Annotated in this window: 12 protein-coding genes; 7 read left to right on the top strand and 5 right to left on the bottom strand. The window is 63.0% G+C overall.

Annotated elements, in window-relative coordinates; translation table 11 throughout:
* The first annotated feature begins 143 nt into the window (after positions 1-143).
* The gene (locus tag CIC12_RS28735; protein ID WP_168669292.1) at positions 144-3,767 is read left to right on the top strand and encodes an AAA family ATPase; all 3,624 of its coding nucleotides are present in this window, start codon (positions 144-146) and stop codon (positions 3,765-3,767) included.
* A gap of 29 nt (positions 3,768-3,796) precedes the next feature.
* Entirely contained in the window at positions 3,797-4,081 is a 285-nt protein-coding gene (locus CIC12_RS28730; RefSeq protein WP_238812936.1) for a DUF4242 domain-containing protein, read from the top strand.
* Between the two features lie 259 nt (positions 4,082-4,340).
* On the opposite strand, the gene CIC12_RS28725 is transcribed toward CIC12_RS28730, so the two are convergent.
* Entirely contained in the window at positions 4,341-7,622 is a 3,282-nt protein-coding gene (locus CIC12_RS28725) for an adenylate/guanylate cyclase domain-containing protein (protein WP_168669290.1), read from the bottom strand.
* Positions 7,623-8,098: 476 nt separating this feature from the next.
* Between CIC12_RS28725 and CIC12_RS28720 the strand changes: the two genes are divergently transcribed.
* Positions 8,099-10,333 (top strand): SulP family inorganic anion transporter, encoded by a 2,235-nt coding sequence (locus CIC12_RS28720; RefSeq protein WP_168669288.1) that lies wholly within the window; start codon positions 8,099-8,101, stop codon positions 10,331-10,333.
* A gap of 226 nt (positions 10,334-10,559) precedes the next feature.
* On the opposite strand, the gene CIC12_RS28715 is transcribed toward CIC12_RS28720, so the two are convergent.
* A complete protein-coding gene (locus CIC12_RS28715; protein WP_168669286.1) occupies positions 10,560-12,353 on the bottom strand; it encodes a phospholipase D-like domain-containing protein in 1,794 nt (597 codons plus the stop codon).
* Positions 12,354-12,555: 202 nt separating this feature from the next.
* Between CIC12_RS28715 and CIC12_RS28710 the strand changes: the two genes are divergently transcribed.
* Positions 12,556-12,810 carry a hypothetical protein gene (locus tag CIC12_RS28710; protein WP_168669453.1) on the top strand — a complete coding sequence of 85 codons (255 nt, stop codon included), beginning with the start codon at positions 12,556-12,558 and terminating at the stop codon, positions 12,808-12,810.
* Positions 12,811-12,838: 28 nt separating this feature from the next.
* On the opposite strand, the gene CIC12_RS28705 is transcribed toward CIC12_RS28710, so the two are convergent.
* The 3 genes from CIC12_RS28705 to CIC12_RS28695 form a co-directional block, all read right to left on the bottom strand.
* Positions 12,839-13,024, bottom strand: a complete 186-nt coding sequence (locus CIC12_RS28705) for a hypothetical protein (RefSeq protein ID WP_168669284.1) — start codon at positions 13,022-13,024, stop codon at positions 12,839-12,841.
* An 83-nt stretch (positions 13,025-13,107) separates the two neighbouring features.
* Entirely contained in the window at positions 13,108-13,488 is a 381-nt protein-coding gene (locus CIC12_RS28700; RefSeq protein ID WP_168669282.1) for an NUDIX hydrolase, read from the bottom strand.
* A gap of 261 nt (positions 13,489-13,749) precedes the next feature.
* Entirely contained in the window at positions 13,750-15,306 is a 1,557-nt protein-coding gene (locus CIC12_RS28695) for an alpha/beta fold hydrolase (protein ID WP_168669280.1), read from the bottom strand.
* Between the two features lie 118 nt (positions 15,307-15,424).
* Between CIC12_RS28695 and CIC12_RS28690 the strand changes: the two genes are divergently transcribed.
* The 3 genes from CIC12_RS28690 to CIC12_RS28680 form a co-directional block, all read left to right on the top strand.
* Positions 15,425-16,807 carry a monooxygenase gene (locus CIC12_RS28690; protein WP_168669451.1) on the top strand — a complete coding sequence of 461 codons (1,383 nt, stop codon included), beginning with the start codon at positions 15,425-15,427 and terminating at the stop codon, positions 16,805-16,807.
* Positions 16,808-17,163: 356 nt separating this feature from the next.
* Positions 17,164-19,500: an alkaline phosphatase family protein gene (locus CIC12_RS28685; protein WP_168669278.1), complete on the top strand. Its 2,337-nt coding sequence runs from the start codon at positions 17,164-17,166 to the stop codon at positions 19,498-19,500.
* A 173-nt stretch (positions 19,501-19,673) separates the two neighbouring features.
* On the top strand, positions 19,674-21,079 hold a 1,406-nt coding region (locus CIC12_RS28680), incomplete at its 3' end, for a cytochrome-c peroxidase (protein WP_168669276.1).

Here is a 21,079-nt window from a genome sequence, read left to right as displayed (position 1 = left end):
CGCTCTTACTTAAGCGATGCCACCGCACGCGCCTGACATTCCGTCGCCTGATCAGGCAACCGTTGGAATGGGCGTGAACGTGCATGGACAATTGACGCTACCACGCCGATCATAGTCCTTGACGGCAAAGCAGAGTTCTAACGATGACGGACGATCTGACGACATGGCTGGTGCAGATTGGCCTCGGTGGTCACGCCACGAAGTTTGCATCGCAAGGGATCGACTGGGATGTGCTCGGCGACCTGTCCGAGGGCGATTTAAAGGAGCTCGGCCTGACGCTCGGCGACCGCAAGCGGCTCGCGAAAGGGCTTGCGGCACTGACTGAATCCCACGCGCCATCGCTCGACCGCGCGAAGGAACGAGCAGACCTGCCCTCGCCGCCTGCGTTCGGAGCCGTCGAGGCCGAGAGGCGGCAACTCACTGTGATGTTCGTCGACCTAATCGATTCGACAGCTCTCGCGGAGCGATTCGATCCCGAGGACATGCGACGCCTGCTAGGCATCTATCATCAAGTCTGTGCAAGCGCGATCGAAGCTCATGAAGGTCACATCGCGCTTTACATCGGTGACGGACTGCTCGTTTACTTCGGCTACCCGACTGCGCACGAAGACGATGCCGTGCGCGCGGTACTCTCCGCTCTCGCTGTCGTTTCGGCGCTTCGAGAGGCCAACAATCGCATCGAAGTCGAGCACGGCGTCCGCCTGCAGATGCGAATCGGGATCGAGACGGGACTTGTCGTCGCCGGCGCGATTGGCGCTGGATCGACGCGCGACCAGCAGGCGATCGTCGGAGAGGCGCCAATCGTCGCCGCAAGGCTGCAGTCGGTCGCTCCGCCCGATGCGATCGTCGTGGGCCCGGCCACCCAGCGGCTGATCGAAGGATCGTTCCGGCTCGAAGACCTCGGTTGGCAAGAACTGAAAGGGATCGCTGGTCCGGTTCGAGTCCAACGCGTGCTGGCGCAAACGGATGCGATCAACCGCTTCGAAATCAGGACGGTCGACGGCATCACGCCGCTCATCGGACGAGCCGCGGAACTCGACATGATCCGGCAACGCTGGAGGCAGAGCGTCGACGGCGAAATGCGCTGCGTCGTGCTGACCGGCGAGCCGGGTATCGGAAAATCCCGCGTGCTGCGGGCATTCGGCGACGGCATCAGTGGTGACAACCATGCGGTCATTTCGCTCCACTGTTCCCCGTACTATTGCAACAGCCCTTTCTGGCCAGTCTTGCGCTGGCTGCGGCGCGCCTTTGGCCTCGGTCCCGACGGGCCCGATTCGTCGGATCTGGAACGGCTGGAGGCCGGAATTGCATTACTCCGACTAAATGCCGAGGAGACGCTTCTCGTGCTGACGACTTTGCTCGGAATTCCGGCGGGCGGGCGCCATCCGGCAATCGATGCCTCGTCCCCGTCCTTTAAACGGCGGACGCTCGACGTGCTCGTTGCCATCATCGAGCAGTCGACGCGAGTTCAGCCGGTGCTCGTCATCGTCGAGGACGCGCACTGGATCGATCCGTCATCCCTCGAGTTCGTTCGGCTGGTGCTCGAGCGGCTCGTGGCCGCTTCACTGCTGCTATTGCTCACGGCGCGGCCCGAGTTCGAACCGGGATGGAGTTATCCTCATCTCGTACAGGTCAACCTCGATCGGCTCTCGCGCCGCGATTGCATCGCGATGATCGACAGGCTGACCAATGGAAAGCAGCTGCCGCCTTTCGTACTCGATCAGATCGTCTCCAAAACGGACGGCGTGCCGCTCTTCGTCGAGGAGCTGACGAAGACCGTTCTGCAAGGCGAATTGTTGCAGGATGCCGGCACGAGCTACGAGTTGAAAGGGATGCCGCAGACGATTGCGATCCCCGACACGCTACAGGGCTCGCTACTATCGCGGCTCGACCGGCTCGAGCCAGCCGTGAAGGAAACCGCCCAGATCGCGGCCACGGTGGGACGGGAGTTCGGCCGGAAGCTGCTTGGCCTGATTGCGTCCAGGTCGGAGAACGATCTGCAGGAAACGCTAGACCGCCTGATCGCAGCCGAAATCATCCTTCCCGCTTCGGGTAGACCGGCGGACGGAGACGTATATCTGTTCCGGCACGCGCTGATCCAGGAGATCGCCTACCAATCCCTGCTGCTTTCGCGCCGCCGCCAATACCACGCGCTGATCGCGACTGCTCTGGAGGGCCATTATCCGGAAATCGTCAGTCGGCAACCCGAATTGATCGCTCAGAACTTCGCTGCGGCGGACCTGCCGGATCGCGCAATCGGCTACTGGCAGCGTGCCGGGGAACAGGCGCTTGCGGGCGCAGCCTACGACGAGGCTATCGCTCACGCGCAGCGCGGGATTGAATTGATACGCCGATGTTCCTACAGTGATCAGGATCGGGCAGCCCACCTGGTGCCTCTGCTGCTGACAAGAGGCGGAGCGGAGCTCCGGTTGGCCCGCCGCGAGGCGATAGCGACCTTCCGGCAGGCCGCGCAAATCGCCAGGGAGCAGAACTTGCCGTCGTTTCTCGTGCAGGCGGCGTTGGGGTTCGACACCGCCGAGACGTTCCTCGAAGGCTCCGGCAAAGCATCGCTTTCCTTGCTGCAAGAGGCGCTCGGCTTGATCGGCACCGAGGAGTCCGTCGAGCGCTGCCGCCTGTTGAGCCGGCTGGTCCGCACCGTTCACATGACCGGTGCAGTCGAACAAGCCGACGAACTGGTTCTGGAGGCTGTCGCTCTGGCCCGACGCCTCAACGATCTGCCGAGCCTGTTCGATGCATTGGCGTGCGACATGATGCATATCGGGGCTCGCCCTTTGCGGGCGGACAAGTTCCCGGAACGTGCAAACGCGTTACAGGAGTTGAGCCAGATTGCGGAAGATCTCGGTGATACACACACCATAGGTCACGCATGCGCTCGATGTCTCGCCGGCTACCTGGAGATCGGCGCGGTGGAACGCTTCGAGAGCAGCCTGGAAAGATATCGGCAGATTGCCACCAGTGGGCAGCATTTCGTCGACAAATGGTGTCTGACAGGTGCGCAGGCGATGCAGGCCATACTCGTTGGGGACTTCGTCGAGGCGGAACACAAGGCACGCGCGTCGTTGCAAATGGCGCAGAGCGTCGACGCGAAACTCGCAACGGGCGTCTACGGCATGCAGATGTTTTCGATACGTCGCGAACAAGGCCGGCTCGCCGAGGTAGCGCCGCTCTTCAAGCGGTTCGTCGACGAGCATTCAGAAGACGCTGCCTGGCGTCCCGGGCTCATGTTGATCTGTAGCGATCTCGGCTTCGAAGCTCAGGCGCGCGACAATCTCGATCGGCTTGCGGAATCGGGATCCAGCATCCCTGTAGACAGCAAGCGGCTCGTCACGTTGACGTATCTGGCGGAAGTCGCTGCGCGGCTCGGGGACGTCGGGCACGCGGAACAGATTTATGCCCTTCTCCTGCCGTTCCGGGACCAGGTGGTCACCGTTCCTGTTTTTACGCTGTGCTGCGGATCGGCGGCGCGGCATCTCGGCATGCTCGCGGGCGCTCTTGGCGATTGGTCCGCTGCCGAAGAGCACTTTGAGTACGCGCTGTGCATGGATGAGCACTTGCGAGCGTGGCCCTGGCTGGCGCATAGCCGGCACGAATTCGCGCTGATGCTGGCAGCGCGCAGTCGGATCGAGGATAGAACACGGGCGCAAGACCTGCTCGCCGCGGCGGCCACCGCGGCAAGCGAACTAAAGATGTATGCCCTCGTTGAGCGCATCCGTGGCGCTCGGACAAGCACAGGGCTCAGAAACTAGTACACGGCTGCAGATTGCGAGGCGCAGCGATGCAGCCACTACTCAAGGAGGATCCGATGCCACGTTTTATAATTGAACGAAATTTTGCGGAACAGCTGGAGGTCACCGGCGCAAGTGCGGCTGCCGTGAAACTGATCAACGACGAGGAGGGCGTCGAGTGGCTCATTTCGTTTCTCAGTGCGGACAAGAAGAAGACTTATTGCCTGTATGAGGCGCCCAACGCTGAAGCCATCCGCGCTGCGGCACGCCGCGCGAACCTGCCCGCCGACGTGATCATCGAGGTGAGCGACTTGCGGCCAGAAATGTTCAATTAGGGGAGGGGCCCGAACGGCACCGTTGTATCGCGAGGACGATGCAACGACACGAGCGCCCTCGCGTTATCGCGCAACGGGAACACCGCTGGACCGAATGACTCGGGCCATAACGAGACAGTCGGGACAATTTGCCTTAAGGCCCGATACCGCCAGGACGGCGGGGTTGTTCGCTGAATGCGCACACCATGAGCGGGGCTTTGCTCCTGTCATTCGCAGTTGAGCGAACCGCGGCGATGGAATGCACCGGGCAACGCCGCCGCTACCAGGCAAGCGCGGCGTCTACCGCAGGCAGATAGCTGTTGGATCCCGCTTGCACGAGGTCGGCGCGTACACGCTCGAGCTCGCGCCGTGTTCCTTCGCCCGAATGGTCGTGCTTCGCACGAGCGAGGGCGCGCCCGCGCCTCACAAACAGTTCCGCCCAAGGCAGCGGCTCGACGCGGGTATAGTCCTCGAGGGCAGTGGCGTAGTGCAGTACGCCGGCAGCGTCGCCAGCGGACAACATCGCTTCGATCGCATCGCGGTAGAACCACAGATGATTGTGCCCGACCGCGCCGCGCCGCAACATGTCCGCACCGTCGGCGAGCAGACGTGTGCGCTCATCGTCGTCCTCGACCGCACGGCTTAGTGCGCTCACGGCCTTGGGGGCGCTGAACTGCGTTCCCACCTCGCAGCAAATTGCCAGCGCTTCGCGCAGCAATTCGGCGGCCTCTCGGCGATGCCCACTGTCTAACAGTCCGCGCGCTCGCATTTCCATGTTCTGTGCTTCGAAGCGGCGAGCGCCTAGTTGACGGATGATCTGCATCTCGCGCTCGAGATGAGCGAGAGTAGCCGGCACGTCACCCATTTCGTAGCAGGTAAACACGCCCAACGTTTCGCACAGCATCTGCGCACGCGGCTGGCTGACCAGCGCCGCCGCGCGTGCGGCGGCGCTTACGTCCTCGCGCGCCGCGCGTGCCTCGTTGAGGAAGATCCGGCTGAAGCCGGTCATCGAACGATTGGCGACCTCGATGCGGCCGAAACCGTGTTCACGGCTCAACGCGACGCACAGGCTAAAGTGCTCGAAGGCGGTGCGCATGCGCCCTTGCGCGTAGGCAGCATCGGCGAGGCCGCCGAGTGCGCGCGCCTCCGCTTCGGGTAGGCCGAGCCGCCGTGCGTAGGCGAGCCCGCGCTCGTGCTCGGTGCGGCAATCCTCGATCCTGCCAAGCGGAAAGAGGATGTTGCCGCGCAAGTGATGCAGGCGTGCGAGTTCGGGCACCGTGCCCAGACGCTCCGCCACTTGCTGAGCGGCGTCCAGCAGGGGGAGGGCTTCGGCGAGGCCTTCGCTGACCCGCAGACCTTCGGCGAGCCCAAGTTGGGACTGACAGAGCTCCGCTTCATTCGGCGCGGTGGCCACGGCCGCACGGTACGTCGCGATCGACCCGGCGATGTCGCCGAGGTCTCGTTGGAGTTCGCCTTTGAAGCAGGTCAGCGCGTAGCGATCCGTTTCCCTTTGTGCGATTTGCAGACCTCGCTCGACTAGCCGGAATGCCGCCTCGGTGAAGTAGGCCGCGCGTTGCGTGTGCGCGGCGTCGAGGTAGGCGAGCGGCGCGCGCTCGTCCTCGGCGCGATCGAGATGCTGGGCGCGCAACACCGGGTCGGTCGCTGCAAACCAGTCGGCCGCGAGGCGGTGCAACTCGCGTCGGCGTGCCCGCAGCAGCGTCGAGTAGGCGCTCTCCTGAATGAGCGCGTGGGCAAACAGGAAATCTTCGCCTTCCGGCAAGACGAGCGCGTTTCGGACGAGCCCGTGACACACGTAGTCCGGTGTATCGATCAGCCGCCGCAGCAAGGCGAGGCCAAAGCGCTGTCCGATGACTGCGGCGGCCTGGAACGCCTCGCGATCGCGCGTAGTCAGCCGGTCCATGCGCGCCAGCACGAGGCTCTGGATGGTGGCGGGGACCGCTTCCTCGCTGCCTTCCTCGGCGTTATGCAGGAGTTGTTCGAGGAACAGCGGATTGCCGCCGGCTCTCTCGACGCAGGCCCGCGCGACCCGCTCGCTTGCATCGATGAAGCTGCCGGCAAGGTTCAGCGCCTCGTCGTTGCGCAGCGGGCCAAGGTCGATCGTGGCAAAGGGCGTGCCGCGGCAACTGGCTCGCCATGCCGCGTCGAGCGGATCGCCGTCCACGCGCGAAGTCATCACGAGCAGGCCCGGACCGTTCGCGATCGCCGAAGCGAAGGCGGCCAGGTAACCGAGCACCTGCGGGTCGGCCCAATGCAGGTCTTCCACGGCAATCAGGGTGGGCCCTTGCCGGCAGGCATCCTCTGTGATCGCTGCCGCGACCGTGCACTTGCCGCGCATGCGCGCAGCATTGTCCATCGCATCATAAAGCGTGCGCCATTCACCGGTTTGCGCGAGATCGAGGATGTCGTGGAGAAACATAAGCTGCTCGGGGCCGACGGCCCCGGACGCAGCAACCCGTTCGGCGGTGGCGCGCCGCTCATCGACGCGGGCCGCCGGCGCGAGGCCCACCAGGCTGCCGACAATGGTGCGGATCGGATCCTGGCCTTTCCCCACGCCGAAATCGAGCACGAGGCCGCGGTGGGCAGCAAAGCCGAGCGTTTCGACGAAGCGGCGCATTTCGTCGACGAGCCGCGTCTTGCCGATGCCCGCCTCGCCGCGGACATAGACGACGTGGCCGGCCCGCTGCTCGAGGCACGCGCGGGCGAGGCCCTTGAACTGCTCGAGTTCAGCCTTGCGGCCGACAAAAACACTTCGGCTTGCGATGACGCTTTCACCGGTAAGACAGCGCAGACGCCACACCTGCACTGGCGAATCGATTCCTTTGAAGCGCATCGCGCCGCCGGCGTCGCTTGTCACGCATTGACCGAGTGCGCGATGCGCGCCATCGGAGAGCAGTGTTTCTCCGGGGCCTGCGGCGGCAACTAGCCGGGCCGCCAGGTTCACGGACTCGCCGAGCACGGTGTAGTCCTGAACGTCCGCGCGCTCGAACGGACCCGCGACTACCTCGCCGCTGGCAATGCCCACATGCGCCTTCAGCGGAAGCGACACTTGCTCGGCCAGTCCGTTAAGCGCCTCATGAATTTCCAACGCGGCACGGGCCGCGCGAAGCGGATCGGTGTCGTGCGCGCGCGGTGCGCCGAAGATGGCCATCACGGCATCGCCGATGTGCTTGTCGATCGTACCCCCGTAGCCGAGCACGATCCCATCGACGAGCGCGGTGTAACGACCGGTCAACTCGCGCAACTCTTCAGGATCGAGTGTTTGCGACAGCGCGGTGAAACCACACAGATCGGCGAAGAGAATGGTGACTTGCCGACGCTCGCTCGCGGGCGCATTCACGGCGGGCGGCGCTGCGCACCTGGCGTCTCGCCGATCGGCAATTGCCGCGAGCAGGCGTTTGCGGTGGCCGAGCGAGAGGACGCCGAGTTCTTTGAGGTCCGCGTCGTCGAGTTGTTCCAGCATGGTGAGATCGATATCGTTCCCGGCAAACGCGGGTGCGTATTGTTCAAGTCCCAATGCATGCAGCCACTGATCGATATCCATCGCCGCCGCCAATTCGATGCGTTTGAATTTACTTCGCGCCGCTCATTGCGCCGCTCATTGCCGCGCAGGTTAGCGAACCTTATGCCCGGACGAGGCCGTGTTGGACCCACGAAACATACGAATCGACGCACCGTCCGTTGCCGGCCTGCGACGGGTGCAACAGTCACATACTCGTGTTGAAAGTACTCCCGATCAGAACACAGTGTACGTCCAGCGCGAAGGAGACGGATACCGTGCATGAGCGAGGCGGAGGGTGCAGATTCCGCCCTGCGTTTGACACTGGTTGAGGCCACGACGGATACTGCACGACGAGTCGGGCACGTTGTCGCGCGAAGAGGCGAACACAACATGCGGTCCTTCGTCATGCGAAACGATAGGTGACGTTCGAACACGGCACAGCCGCGGCGCGCCGCGCGAACCGCACAGTCCAGGCGAGACTGGATCCGCTCTAACGGGGAAATACTGTGAAGCCAGCTATGTCAGGTTCCTCACCCGGTTCCCGCTTCGGGCTACGCATCCGGGCCTTGGCCGGAGATCTGGCGGCGGGCACGGTGTCGATGCTGGTCATGCTCTGCTATGCAATGAGTCTCGGCACCATGATCTTTAGCGCGGATCTCGCCCGTTACGCCGGGCTTGGGGTGCCCACCGCCCTCATCAGTTGCGTGGTGACCGCACTCGTGATCGCCTTGATGAGTTCGATGCGCATGAACATCGCCGGACCCGACGGCAACGCGACAGCGTTTCTTGCCGGTGTGGCGGCCGGCGTCGCGAGCAGCGTGCGGGCTGACGGCGGAACACCGCAAACAATCCTGCTGACGGTGCTGATCGCCATCGCGTTGTGTTCGGTGGTGACGGGCATCATTCTGTATGCGCTCGGGTCGTCCAGGCGCGGCCGTTCGCTGCAATTCCTGCCTTACCCCGTCGTAGGCGGCTTCCTTGCCGGGACTGGCTACCTCCTGCTGGCCGGCGCGTGTCGGGTAGTGACCGGTGAGCCCTTGAACTGGCACTCCTTGGCGCTGGTGATGCACCTGAGCTGGCTGGTCTGGACACCGGCTTTACTCGTGTGCGCGTCAGCCACGCTTCTGTCGCGCACCTGGAAGCACGCTGCGGCACTGCCCATCACGCTTGCACTCGGCGTCGCCCTGTTTTACGTGCTCCTCTTTGCCGCCGGCCTGTCGATCGACGACGCGCGCGACACGCAATTGCTGCTTCCGCGCGTGGCGCCGGACGCCATGCGAATTCCCGAGTTGCATTTGCCGGCATCGCTCGTGCACGGCGGGGTCGACTGGCCGGCAATCGGTGCGCACTTGCCGGAGACCCTCGCCGTGACGTCGATCTCGGCGATCTCGATCCTGATGAATTCGACTGCGATAGGCGCAGCCACGGGTGAAGATATCGATCTGAACCGCGAGATGCGTGCGGCCGGCATCGCCAACATCGCGAGCGGGATGTTAGGCGGAATGGTCGGCTACCAGTCGTTCAATCGATCAATGCTCAATGCACGCGCTGGCGCGACAAGTCGTCTGGCCGGCGTCTTCGCTGCCCTTGCCTGCCTGTTCGTGCTGGTCGTCTCACCGGACCTGGTGGCGCTATTTCCCGTACCGGTGCTGGTCGGGCTGCAGCTATTCATGGGAGTGCGTCTGTTGATCCAGTGGCTAGTCAGCGCTTTTCGCAAGCTCAACTGGCATGAGTACCTGCTTATACCGCTGATTCTGGGCGCGATTGCGTTCTATGGCGTCGTCACTGGGGTGGTGGCCGGAGTAATCGCCGCATGTGTGATGTTCGCGTTGCTGTACGGCCGCGTCAGCTGCGTTCGTATGGAGTTCGACGGCAGCACGCGCACATCGACTGTCGAACGCAGTATCGAGGCCACCGAACGGCTTTACGAACTCGGTGCACAGGTCTGCGGAACGTGTCTGCAGGGATTTCTTTTCTTTGGTACGGCCAATTCGATCTTGCAGCGCGTGCGGGAACGGTTGGTCACGCGCGGGCCGGGGTCCGTTCGCTTCGTCGTGCTCGACTTCGCGTCGACTAACGGCATGGACGCATCGGTATCGGTTAGCTTCGTCAAGCTCTGGCAGTTGTGCGCAACGACTGATGCGGACCTGGTGCTGACGGGGTTGCCGATACGCTCGCGTGAACTACTCATGAAGACCGGTACGCTGAATCTCCGGATCCACGAGTTCCCTACGCTGGATGCGGGATTGGAATGGATCGAAGATACGCTTCTCGCCTCGGATTCGCGCGCGTTGCCTCGCGCCGAAGAGGATTTCCACATGATGCTCGCGCCGCATTTCACGTCACCCGCGCTCGCAAGGCTGCTGACCCTCCTGGAAGCGCGTGAGCTTGGCGCGGGCCAGCCGGTTTTCCGTCGCGGCGAGCCGGGGGACGCCATGTACTTTGTCGAGAGCGGCCGTGTCACCGTCTCACTGCCGCTTGCCGATGGGCGCAGTCTCAGGTTGCGCTCGTTCGGGCCGGGTACGATCGTCGGCGAGATGGCGGTGTACACGCAGCAGGCGCGCAGCGCGGATGTGCTCGCAGAGGGTCCCGCACGCGTCCTGCGTTTGACGCTCGAGTCGTTGCAGGCGCTCGAACGCGACGACCCTGTGACCCTGCAGCAAATTAATCGCTTTGTCGTCAAGGTGATGGCGTCCCGTCTGGCTGTCGCAGACGAGGCCTTGCGCGCCGCTCACTCCGTCCCCAGCGGGTAGGGTACGGGGCGCCATGAAAAATCGGGCCCGGTACGTCACGAAAATCTGGTGGCGTCGCCGAGTGGCCAGGTGCTTCGAAGTGTCAGAATAACTAAAAACAAAGTAGCCGCGATCGATCAGAGGTCTTCAGTCGGATTTCACGACCACGCGCAGGGCGAGCGCCACCTGCAGGCAAGCGAGCAGATCGTGACGTGCATCTAATCGCCCACCAGACTTACCGAATGAGTCAGCCCGCCGGTTCCGCCGCAAGCGCAATCCGCGCCTTCGATTCGGGACTGCCGTCCACATAATATTTATCCGCCCAATGCCGGTCCGGCTCAAGCGCGAGCGTTACCTTGGGAGTCTTTTTCACGGCCGCCTTGATCGCCAGGGCGCGGGCACGGTAATGCTCGTACAGCCGCAGGAACTCGGCCAGATAAATTGCCGCAACGCGACGGTCCCTGATTTCAAGCAGGTTCTCGTCGTTCTTATGCTCGGAGTTGTTGCTCATGTTGGCTGAACCGGTGTACACGATCGGGTTCTCTCCTTCCGCGTCGATCACCAGAAACTTGTGGTGAATGATGACCGGCGGATACGGCGGACGCTTTTCGCCCGGAAAGAGTTGCATCTCGACGTCGAAGCCTTCCGGCACCGTCGCGGTGGAAAAGTACTCGCCGTCCACCACATCCCGGTTGTGCTGGTTGCGGTGATAGAGCGCGATGCTGGTCAATTCGGTCGCATTCAGTTGCTCGCCGTTCTCTTCCTTTTCTTCGGCGGTGGTCGCCGCGTGCGCCGAGATCGCGTTGACGAGGCCGAACATCATCAGGCCCTTGTCGCCTGCTGCAAAACAGGCGTCGCGCAAGGGCGCGTCGGTCGGCGAGAACAGACAGAAAAGTACCGAATGCTCGGCCTTGCCGATTGCCTCGACGATAGTGTCGATCTGCGTGCGCTGCGCCGCGGGCTCAGGCGAAAACGAGGCCCGCACCGATGCGCTGCCCACTTTGACCGTGTCGCTCCAGCCATGCGAGAGTTGCGCGGTCGCGGCGAGCGTCGGGTCCGACGAAATCGCAGCGGCACGGTCGCTGTACAACTGCGCAAGTTCAGGCGAATCGAGTACATGCAGAAGGTTGGCCTGCTCCGTCAGACCTTCGGTGGTGAAATTGGCCGAACCGGTGAGCAGACGGGTGGGTTTGCCTTTATCGGCTGACTTCGCATTTGGCGCGTCAGTAACGATGAACTTGTCGTGCATGATGTTCGTCGCCTTGCGCGGATGAAAATCGACGATCCCGCCGAGTTCGTCGACCGCTGGCTGGTTCGGCGACGGCGTTGCCGGATGACTTCGGGTGGCCGCGCCGGTGTGGGCGTCGTACACCACCGCTGTCGCGTGCGGCGCTTGAGCCTGCGCGAATTTCTTCAACGCGGGGATCACCCACAGCGTATCGGTGAGATGGTAGACCGCCGACACGGCGCGCGTCGCACCGTCGAACACCGCGGCAAAACTGCTCTCCAGATCGTTCGCCAACCAGCGGCGCAGTTCAAGCGCTTTCGCGGCGGGCGGCGCTTGCGCCGGATCGAGACCCATCGCCTTCACCTTGCGCGAGAACGCCTGAGAACTGACCACCGCCCGGTTGAACCATGTGCCGATACCGTCCTCGATATGCTGGGGCAGGGTGATCTTTGTCTGCGCCTGTTGCGCGTCCAGCAAATCCGGCGCCTTCGTGCTGCCCACCACCGGATACGCCGTGTAGGTGAACGTCTGCCCGCGGTCCGCCTCGTCGATGCGGGCATCCCACCACATAAATTTCTGAATCGGCGCGGCGTTCGACGGCGCATCCGGCTGACCAGCCTGGACCGGGCCATCGAAAGTCAGGCGATTGGGCAGCCAGCTTTCCGGCGCGCGGGTTTTGCCATCCGCCGACCAGAAACCCGGTTCTCGCTTTATCGCGAAACCCAGAAAGTCCGCACGGGTTTTTCCTTCGTCCCAATTGAAAGCCAACAAAACCAGCGTCGGCGATAGATACGCACGAATTTCGATAGCCATCGTTGCCCCTTTAATTTCACATGATGGCCATGCTATGGGGCTTTTGTGACAGAAGGCGAGTCATCCGCGATGTTGTGAAGCAAGTGATCCGCGCATCGCGGGAAGGCATTATTGGCTAACTAAATTGCATCAAAAAGTATATTGAATTGACCGACGTTAATTGAACGGCTAAGTTTTCATTTTATGAATTGGCTTGATTGACGTGGCTGTAGCTCTATACGAAGAAAAACGACCGCTCACGGTCGAGCTCGACGGCAATTTTTATAACGGTTCGTACCGCGTGCTGGACGGCACGGTCATCGTGTACTTCGGCCTGGACATCCGTACGGCGCATTGCGGCATGGACCGCCCCGAAACCGTCGCCCGATGGTTGCTGCTCGACGTCTGCAGAAAAGCGGAAGCTAAAAAGCGCAAGGCCGCCAGCACACTACGGCGACCAGGTCTCGCATCACGATAACGCGCATAGCGCCCGCCTCGGCATTTGCTCACGGGCCACCCGTCAGGAAGAGCCGCGTCGTCGCACGTTGCACCAGCAGGGCCACATTGCCATGCGGCTCGCAAATCGGCCCAGCCATCTGCGCGAGCTTCGTCATGGGCTTGCGGTTGACCGCCAGCACGATATCGCCAGGCTTCAACCGGTACTTCTCGATGAATGATGGATACGTTGGCAACACAAGGCACGTTAGCCGCAAAGATCGGCTTGACCGCCGAGAAAATTTTGCGAAGCCTGAATTCTCAGGGGATTGCGATCGCCTCACTTGCGCCGGGAACCGTTGCGTTTTTCACCGAGGACCTTGACGATGACTTTCGTCGGAGCGCTAGTCGGAAGCAGTGGAATGTCGTCAAGATGAACCCAGCGGCATCTGGAGATTTCATTGTTCGCCCGGGCAGTGGCTCGCTTTGAGACGTCACAGAAAAAGACGTGATGGTGCTTCTGTGCGCCGCGATACTGAAAGAGATATTTGGCTGATTTGCCAGAGAGACGCGTCTCCTCCTTGAGCTCTCGAAGCGCGGCGTCTGACAGGTGTTCGCCGTGCTTGAGAATCCCGCCCGGCAAGGCCCATTTCGATTGATTTCGTGCGACGAGGAGAATTCGCTTACCTCGGCGGCAGATCACGGTGGCGCGCTTCTTCAAACCGGACTCCCACTACTGTTCGTGGTATTTCGGGGCGCGGTCGATGCGCCAGCGTTTAGGGCAAGTGCTTCAGATAACGAAATCCTAATGCAGAACAGCCGTGGTGCGGAGATGTTGTGCCGACGAGGAGTGCGTGGGGCGATTTTTCAGCGCGCTTCATCAAAACGTCACACAGTTCAGGGTGCATCGCGGACACTGTGCCATGGTCTGGACGGGGGCATTTTCTGTCTGACCCAAGCCGAGTTGTGCAGCATCTCCCGGTCACAGTTGCTCCGCGAGACCGCCGACAAATTGTTTGATCCCGTCCAGAACGGGTTGCTGATCGCCCGCGAAGGGCCAGTGATCGGCGCCGTCGAGTTCGACGAATCGCGCTTGCGCGATGTGACTGGCGAGATGCCGGCCGGCGCCGATGCGAACGGCGCGGTCGGCGTGACGATGCAGCACCAGGGTCGGCATGGAAATTCGGCCGAGGAGATGTCGCACATCCATGTCGCGCAACGCCTCGAGCACTCCCTTGATGGCTCCCGGGCTCGACGCGGCGCGAAGCAAGCCTGCCCACCAGGCTCTCGCCTGAGGATCGCCGGACAGGCTCGGTGCGAACGTCTCAATGCCTGCAGGGCCGCCCCACACCGCGACGAGCTGCTGCAGCCACATGTCATACTGACTCGCCTGGAGGGCGTGGAGATAGTCGTGCGTTGCGCTTCCCTTCGCCAGCGAGGCGAACAGAATGAGACCGGCAACGCGATTGGGGTGATCAACGGCAAACCTGATGCATGCCGGGCCGCCCTCTGATGCGCCGAACAACACGACCTGACGGCTGCCAGCGGCGTCTAGCACGGTGCCGATGTCCCGCGCGGTCGCGTCGACGTTGGGATGGAAGCCGACCCGGTCGGAAAGCCCGACGCCGCGACGATCGAGCAGGATGAGACGGCCCATCCCGGCGAGGGAAGACAGGAACGCCCGGCACCGGGGCTCCTCCCACACCCGTTCGACGTGCGACACGAAACCGGGCAGCACCAGAATATCAATGCGGCCGGCACCATAGGTCTGAAATGCGAGATGGACGCCGCCACTGCTGACATAACGCGTCGACGGCGGGTCCTCGATGCGCAACGTTGCGCGGGCATCGAGCAGCGCGGCGGTTTCCGGTTCGGGGGCCACGTTCAGCTCGTCACGAAGGCGCTGCGTCAGAGCCTCAAGGTGCCGCTGGGCCGTGGCCCGGTCTCCGGCGAGCAGAAGGTTGCGGATGAGGTGCCGGCCGTACACTTCGCTGAGCGGGTCGAGCTCAACAAGACGGCCGGCGTGCGCGGCCGCGGCCGCGTAGTCCCCCGCTACGTTCTTGTCTTGCACCACCCGCTCGAGCGCTTGAATCATCCGGCCGCGCAAAGCCTCCCGGCGAAAAAAAGCCCACTCGTCAAACTGCGGGCAGTCGCCCGGCGCAAAACCATCGAGAAAGTCGCCGGGATAATGGTGGCACGCCCGCTCGAACTCGCCGCGGTCGCAGGCTTGCTCAAACAGTTGGGAATCCACCTGCAGCGTGATCGCTGCAGACCATCTAACCGTAGACCGATCTATGGTGAGCGTGTCGTCGCCGAGCGCGTGCTGGAGGCGATGCAACAGACGCCGCAGCCGCGCCCGAACAACCTCTTCACAGCCTTCCGGCCACAACATGGCGGCAAGGACGTCGCGCCCGACTGACCCCCCCGCTTCGGCCAAATAGACCAACAGAGCCAGCCCTTTGCGCAAGGGCAGCTGGCACAGCCGGTGATCCCGGCGGATCTCCGGAAATCCAAGCGTCCGCACGCTGAATAGAGCCATGGCGAGGCGACCCTCAATGACGGCGTCGAGGGGACGCTCAGGGGACGAGCCAATCCTACCATTCCCTGCAAACGAGGGTCGCTGGAGCCGTTGCGACGGATTGAACCGGAGGATTGACATGAAGAAACTGGGTGAACATGCAATCGTGATCGGCGCCGGCATGAGCGGACTGCTGGCTGCCCGCGTGCTGTCGGATTTCTACACCATCGTCACCGTGCTCGAACGCGATGCGTTTCCGGCCGCAGACACGCCGCGCAAGGGTGTGCCACAGGGCCGTCATACGCATGGGCTCCTTGCGCGCGGCAGCGCGGTGCTCGAGGAATTCTTCCCCGGATATAACAGTGAGGTCATTGCGCAAAGCGGCGGCTTGATCGGTGACGTCGCCAACGATGTGGTCTGGATAGGCCGCAACGTCAGGCTTGCTAACGGCGCGAGCGACCTGATCGGTTTGCTTGCAAGCCGTCCCGTGCTCGAAGGTCATCTGCGCCGACGGCTCATGAGGTTGCCGAACGTGCGCGCCATCGACAATTGCACCGTGCGGGGTCTTGCGACCGACCCCGTTCGCAGGCGCGTGACCGGTGTGCGCACGTATATCGAGGGCAAGCCAGAAGAGACCGTCAACGCGGACCTTGTCGTCGATGCGACTGGTCGTGGCGCTTCGAGTGCGGCGTGGCTGGAAGAGTTGGGCTACCCACCTCCCGCCAACGAGAAGGTCGAGATCGGCATCAGCTACATGACTCGTACCTATCGACGCCGGCCGACGGATCTCGATGGCAAGCAAGGTATCGTTATCGCCGGTAGTGCGCCGCATTGGCGCAACGGCGTGATGCTCGCGCAGGAAAGCGACAGCTGGATCGTCAGTGCCGGCGGTTATCTTGGCGACGATGCGCCCGATGATGACGAAGGATTTCTCGCATATCTGGCGACGTTGCCGACCATGGAGATTCACGACGTCGTCGCAAGCGCGGAGCCTCTAAGCGATTACAGGCGCTACCGCTACGCCTCCAACCTGCGTCGGCGGTACGAGAAGCTTGCACGTTTCCCTGAGAATTACCTCGTTTTCGGTGATGCCATCTGCAGCTTCAATCCTGTCTACGGGCAGGGCATGACGGTTGCGGCAGAGGAAGCACTGGCGCTGCAGCGGTGCCTGCAGCCGGGTTCGAACGATCTTGCGCGTCGATTCTTCCGGGCGGCCGCGAAGATCGTCGATATTCCCTGGGACATTGCGGTCGGCAACGACCTCCGCCATCCGCTAGTCGAGGGCGCCCGCCCGCTCATGCTGCGTTTCATCAACTGGTACATTGGCAAGCTTCACCTTGCCGCGACACGCGACAGCACGCTGGCGACGTCGTTTCTGAAGGTTGTCAACCTGATGATGCCACCGTCGTCGCTGCTCAGCCCCGCGGTCGCCATGCGCGTCTGGCAGGGCAACCGGAGGCGTGTACTATCGGTTCCCTCGCCGGCAATCGAAGCAGCGAGGCGCAATGGCGCATCGTCATGACCGGGCGTGACGGTGTTGGCCGGCGCAGTGGTCGGCGGGTTTGCTCTCCGTATACGAACTACGTCCCATCGAATCATTCTGCCCGCCGCATCGCCAAGGCCATGTTGATCTGCGCCGTGAGATTTGTCCGGGTCATGTTCCCAATCAGAGTCGACAGCAGTTTTCCGCTCATAGCCAGATTTCAGTTTGATGAAAAACGTCGATCTGCTTCCGAGATAAATATTCTATGAAAGTAAATGTAATGAAAGTTTCCCTTCACTGAAGATAAATACGCCGATCCGATAATCCCCTGTCGCCTGCATAGATGGAAGGCGCAAAAAAGAAGCAGTACATGCAACCTACAGGGGCACCCCACAATGTCGGCCAATCCAATAAAACGTACTACTCCTCTTCTCACGTCGATCGCGGCAGCCTGCGTACTGGCGGCCTGCGGCGGCAATAGCGACAACTCGCCTACCGCCAGCAACCCGCCGCCGGCTACGACGCCGACGGTCTCCGGTGTCGTTGCAGCCGCTGGCTTCGTGCCGGGCAACACGAGCGGCAATCCGACCATCAAGGCAGGCTACTACGCCGGCGCCACGGTTTGCGTCGACGCAAACGGCAATGGCAAGTGCGATGCTTCCGAAGTTACCGCGACGACGGACAGCAACGGTCACTTCTCGCTGCAAACCAGCGCCACCGGCCAGTTGATCGCCGACGTGAGCACCAAGGCCACTAACACGGCGACCGGCGCAGCAGTCCCGAGCCACCTGATCCTGCGCGCCTCGGCGGCGCAGATCACCGACCAGGGCGCGACGAGCGTCGTGATCAGTCCGATGTCGAGCGAAGTGCAGCGTCTCGTCGAAGCGAACGGCACGACCTACGCGGCCGAGAAGGCCAACCTGGCCGCGCGCATGAGCACGCCGGCGCTCGGCGCGTCGTCGGTGACGGTGTCTGCAGCCGACGTGCTCGGCGACGTCAACAAGCTCTCGGGCGCAGAGCAGCAGTCCGTGCTGTTCGAAGAGAACCAGCTCGCGAACCGCTACACGTACGCGACGACCAAGCTCGATCGCGGCGACCTGTTCCCCGACAACCTCGCCGTGCCGGGTGGCGATCCGTCGCTGGTCAGCGCAACAGGCGTGAGCGCCGCAACCGTCGTGAAGCCGACCGTGCAGCAGGCGCCCGTTACGTTCGCGCAGGCACAGCAGGCCGCGTTCAACGTCGAAGGCATTCCGCGTTACGACAATGTGTTCGTGATCATGCTCGAGAACCACAGCGTGGGCCCGACGCCGGGTACGCCGGGGATTCTCGATTCGACGAACGCTCCGTTCATCAACCAGTTCCTGACCGCCAACAACCAGTTCACGACCTACTACTCGACCGGCAACCCGAGCGAGCCGAACTACACGGCACTCGGCGGCGCGGACGACTGGGGTATCGTGGACGACAACTGGTGGGGCTGCGGCGCAGGCACGAGCGGCACCAACGCGCCGACGGACAAGCCGTTTGCCGGCGGCACGGCTTCGGACGGCCAGCCGCTCGTCGCGGTCGGCGCACTGCCCCCGCAGGACACGGCTCACCTCACGGCCGTGACGAGCGCGGCCTGTATGACGCCTGGCGCGATCGCCAACCACAACGTTTCGGCTCCGAGCCTCTTCACGCTGCTTTCGCAAGCCGGCATGACGTGGCGCAGCTACAGCGAATCGATGAACCCGGGCCAGGACCCGCGCTCGGACAGTATTGCCGACGCTGCCATCTCGGACACCTTCAAGGGCCCGGGCGGCAACGGGACGGCCTTCACGGTGCCGGGCGCGCTGTACAAGACCAAGCACCACCCTGGCATGGCCTATCAGCAGACGCGCAATCTGCCTGAGTTCTACGCCGACAACCGCACCATCTTCGGCACGCAGTACACCGCCGCCGACTGGGCGAAGACGACGGCCTACAAGGTCCCGACCGGTTTCAACTTCGACCAGTTCAGCACCGACCTCGCGCTCGGCGACGTGGGCAACGTGAACTTCATCATGCCGGACCAGTGCGATGACATGCACGGCACGGGCAGCGATCCGTCCTGCTCTGGTGGCAGCACGCAGATCGTTCAGCGTGGTGACGACTACGTGCGTCAGGTGGTTGCCAAGATCCAGGCGTCCCCGCTGTGGACCAACAAGCAACGCAAGGTGGCGATCGTCGTGATGTTCGACGAAGGTGAAGGTAGCTCCACCTCGTGCTGCGGCTGGAACCCGGTGACGTCGAACGTGAACCAGGCACCGCTGACGTTCGCCAACGGCAAGTTCACGCCGACGACGACGACGCTGTACAACGCCGGCAATCACGGTCACGGCAACTCGGTCTTCGGTGTGGCGACGAACCAGGCTAACGCGAACGTTGTCGACAGCGACGAGTACAGCCACTTCTCGCTGGTGCGCACGTTGCAGGACATGTTCCAGATCGCCGACCCGGTTCAGCCGCAAACGTACCTCGCTCGCGCGAAGTACACGGAGTCGTTCATCGCGAGCAACATCCTGAACCTGCCGGAACTCGCGGGCAGCGCCGATACGCACCTCGACTCCGTGCGTCCGATGAACCATGCCTACATCACGCCTGCAACCTACACGCAGAAGCTGAACCCGGTTGACGTGACGAGCACGTCGCTGGCTTCGCGTAAAGCGGGTCCGGACGCAACCCAGGCCAACGTGTGGGCCCTCGCCAAGTAAGTGCGCAGCTCGGAGGCAATGGATCGCCTCCCGCATCGGCAAGTGCGTAATTGCTCCCTGCCGGGCCGCGTTTTTCGCGGCCCGGCAGTTTCCGTTCTGTCCGTCCCATTGCCAGGGGGCCCTTCGGCCCTGCCAGGACCGCCCGGCAATCGGATTCAGGCAAAAAAACTAATATGCGAAAAATCTCCGTGGGCGTGATCTGCGCGCTCTCCTTCATATTGACCGCCTGCGGCGGCGGTGGCAGCGACAGCAGCAGTAGTACCACTAGCAGCAGCGGCTCGAACCCGCCGGCTTCGGGCGGCAGCGTGGCGCCCCCCGCCACGGTCAAGCTCAGCGCGGCGGCGCAGGTCGGGCAGCAGTTGTTCTTCGACCAGAATCTGTCCGGCGGCAAGAACATGTCCTGCGCGAGCTGCCACAGCCCTCAATATGCGTATGGGCCGCCCAACAGCCTGTCTGTGCAGCTCGGCTCCGATCCATCGCTGGAAGGCCAGCGCGCGGTGCCTTCGCTGCGCTACAAATCGATGACGCCGCCCTACAACGACGTCGCCGACAACCCCGATGGCATCACGCAGAACGCACCAGGCGGCGGCTTCATGCTGGACGGTCGCGCGACGACGCTCGCCACGCAGACGGCCCTGCCGCTGCTCAATCCGCTCGAGATGAACAACGCGTCACCGGCCGCCGTCGTGCAGACCGTGAAGGGCGCGTCGTACGCGGCGCTGTTCCAGCAGGCGTTCGGCGCGAACGTGTTCTCCGACGCGAATGCCACCTTCAACGACGTCGGTCTCGCGTTGCAGGCGTACCAGCAGGAAGATCCGAGCTTCCAGCCCTACGCGAGCAAGTTCGACCTGTATCTGTCCAACAAGGTGGGCGGTACGCTGACGGCCGCGGAAATGCGCGGCCTGCAGCTGTTCAACGACACCGATCACGGTGCGGGATGCGTCGCGTGCCACTATGCCGGCGCGAACTTCAACGGCTCGGTCGGGCTCATGACCGACTTCACGTATCAGGCGATCGGCGCGCCGCGCAACGACAAGCAGATCTGGGACAACCCCGATCCGATCCCGAGCAACAACGACGCGTCGTATTACGACATGGGCTTGTGCGGCCCGCTGAACAACATCCACACACCCGGCACGGCTAGCAGCGGCTCGGGCCCGGATTCGTTCACCGGCGTCACTGTCCCCGATCCGTATTGCGGCCGTTTCAAGGTGCCGACGCTGCGCAACGTCGCGACACGCAGCGTGTTCTTCCACAACGGTGTGTTCCACTCGCTCGTGCAGGTGCTGAATTTCTACAACACGCGCGACACGAATCCGGAGTACTGGTATCCGAGCACCGGCGGCGACGCCAGCCAGGTGACGCAGAACCCGTCGTTCGCGCTGTTCCCGACGGCTGCGTCGGGCGCGACCGCCCAGGCCTTCAACGATCTGCCCGCGGCCTACCAGGGCAACATCGACGAAGAATTGCCGATGGGTCAGGGGCAGACCGACGCCGGCGGCACGACCGCGGCCGACGGTGCCAAGCCGCGCGCGGTTCACTCGACGCCGCAGTTGACACAGCAGAACATCGCGGACCT

This window comes from Paraburkholderia sp. SG-MS1, assembly GCF_012275575.1.
Classification (GTDB): Bacteria; Pseudomonadota; Gammaproteobacteria; order Burkholderiales; family Burkholderiaceae; genus Paraburkholderia.
Note: the sequence above shows the minus strand (reverse complement) of the source record. Positions and strands in the feature narration are given on the sequence as shown.

What these genes read in the sequence shown, in the direction of transcription:
- CIC12_RS28685 (WP_168669278.1), top strand. Translation starts at nt 17,164, where the DNA reads ATGTCGGCCAATCCAATAAAACGTACTACTCCTCTTCTCACGTCGATC.
- CIC12_RS28715 (WP_168669286.1), bottom strand. Translation starts at nt 12,353, where the DNA reads ATGGCTATCGAAATTCGTGCGTATCTATCGCCGACGCTGGTTTTGTTG.
- CIC12_RS28720 (WP_168669288.1), top strand. Translation starts at nt 8,099, where the DNA reads ATGTCAGGTTCCTCACCCGGTTCCCGCTTCGGGCTACGCATCCGGGCC.
- CIC12_RS28725 (WP_168669290.1), bottom strand. Translation starts at nt 7,622, where the DNA reads ATGGATATCGATCAGTGGCTGCATGCATTGGGACTTGAACAATACGCA.
- CIC12_RS28735 (WP_168669292.1), top strand. Translation starts at nt 144, where the DNA reads ATGACGGACGATCTGACGACATGGCTGGTGCAGATTGGCCTCGGTGGT.
- CIC12_RS28690 (WP_168669451.1), top strand. Translation starts at nt 15,425, where the DNA reads ATGAAGAAACTGGGTGAACATGCAATCGTGATCGGCGCCGGCATGAGC.
- CIC12_RS28730 (WP_238812936.1), top strand. Translation starts at nt 3,797, where the DNA reads ATGCAGCCACTACTCAAGGAGGATCCGATGCCACGTTTTATAATTGAA.
- CIC12_RS28695 (WP_168669280.1), bottom strand. Translation starts at nt 15,306, where the DNA reads ATGGCTCTATTCAGCGTGCGGACGCTTGGATTTCCGGAGATCCGCCGG.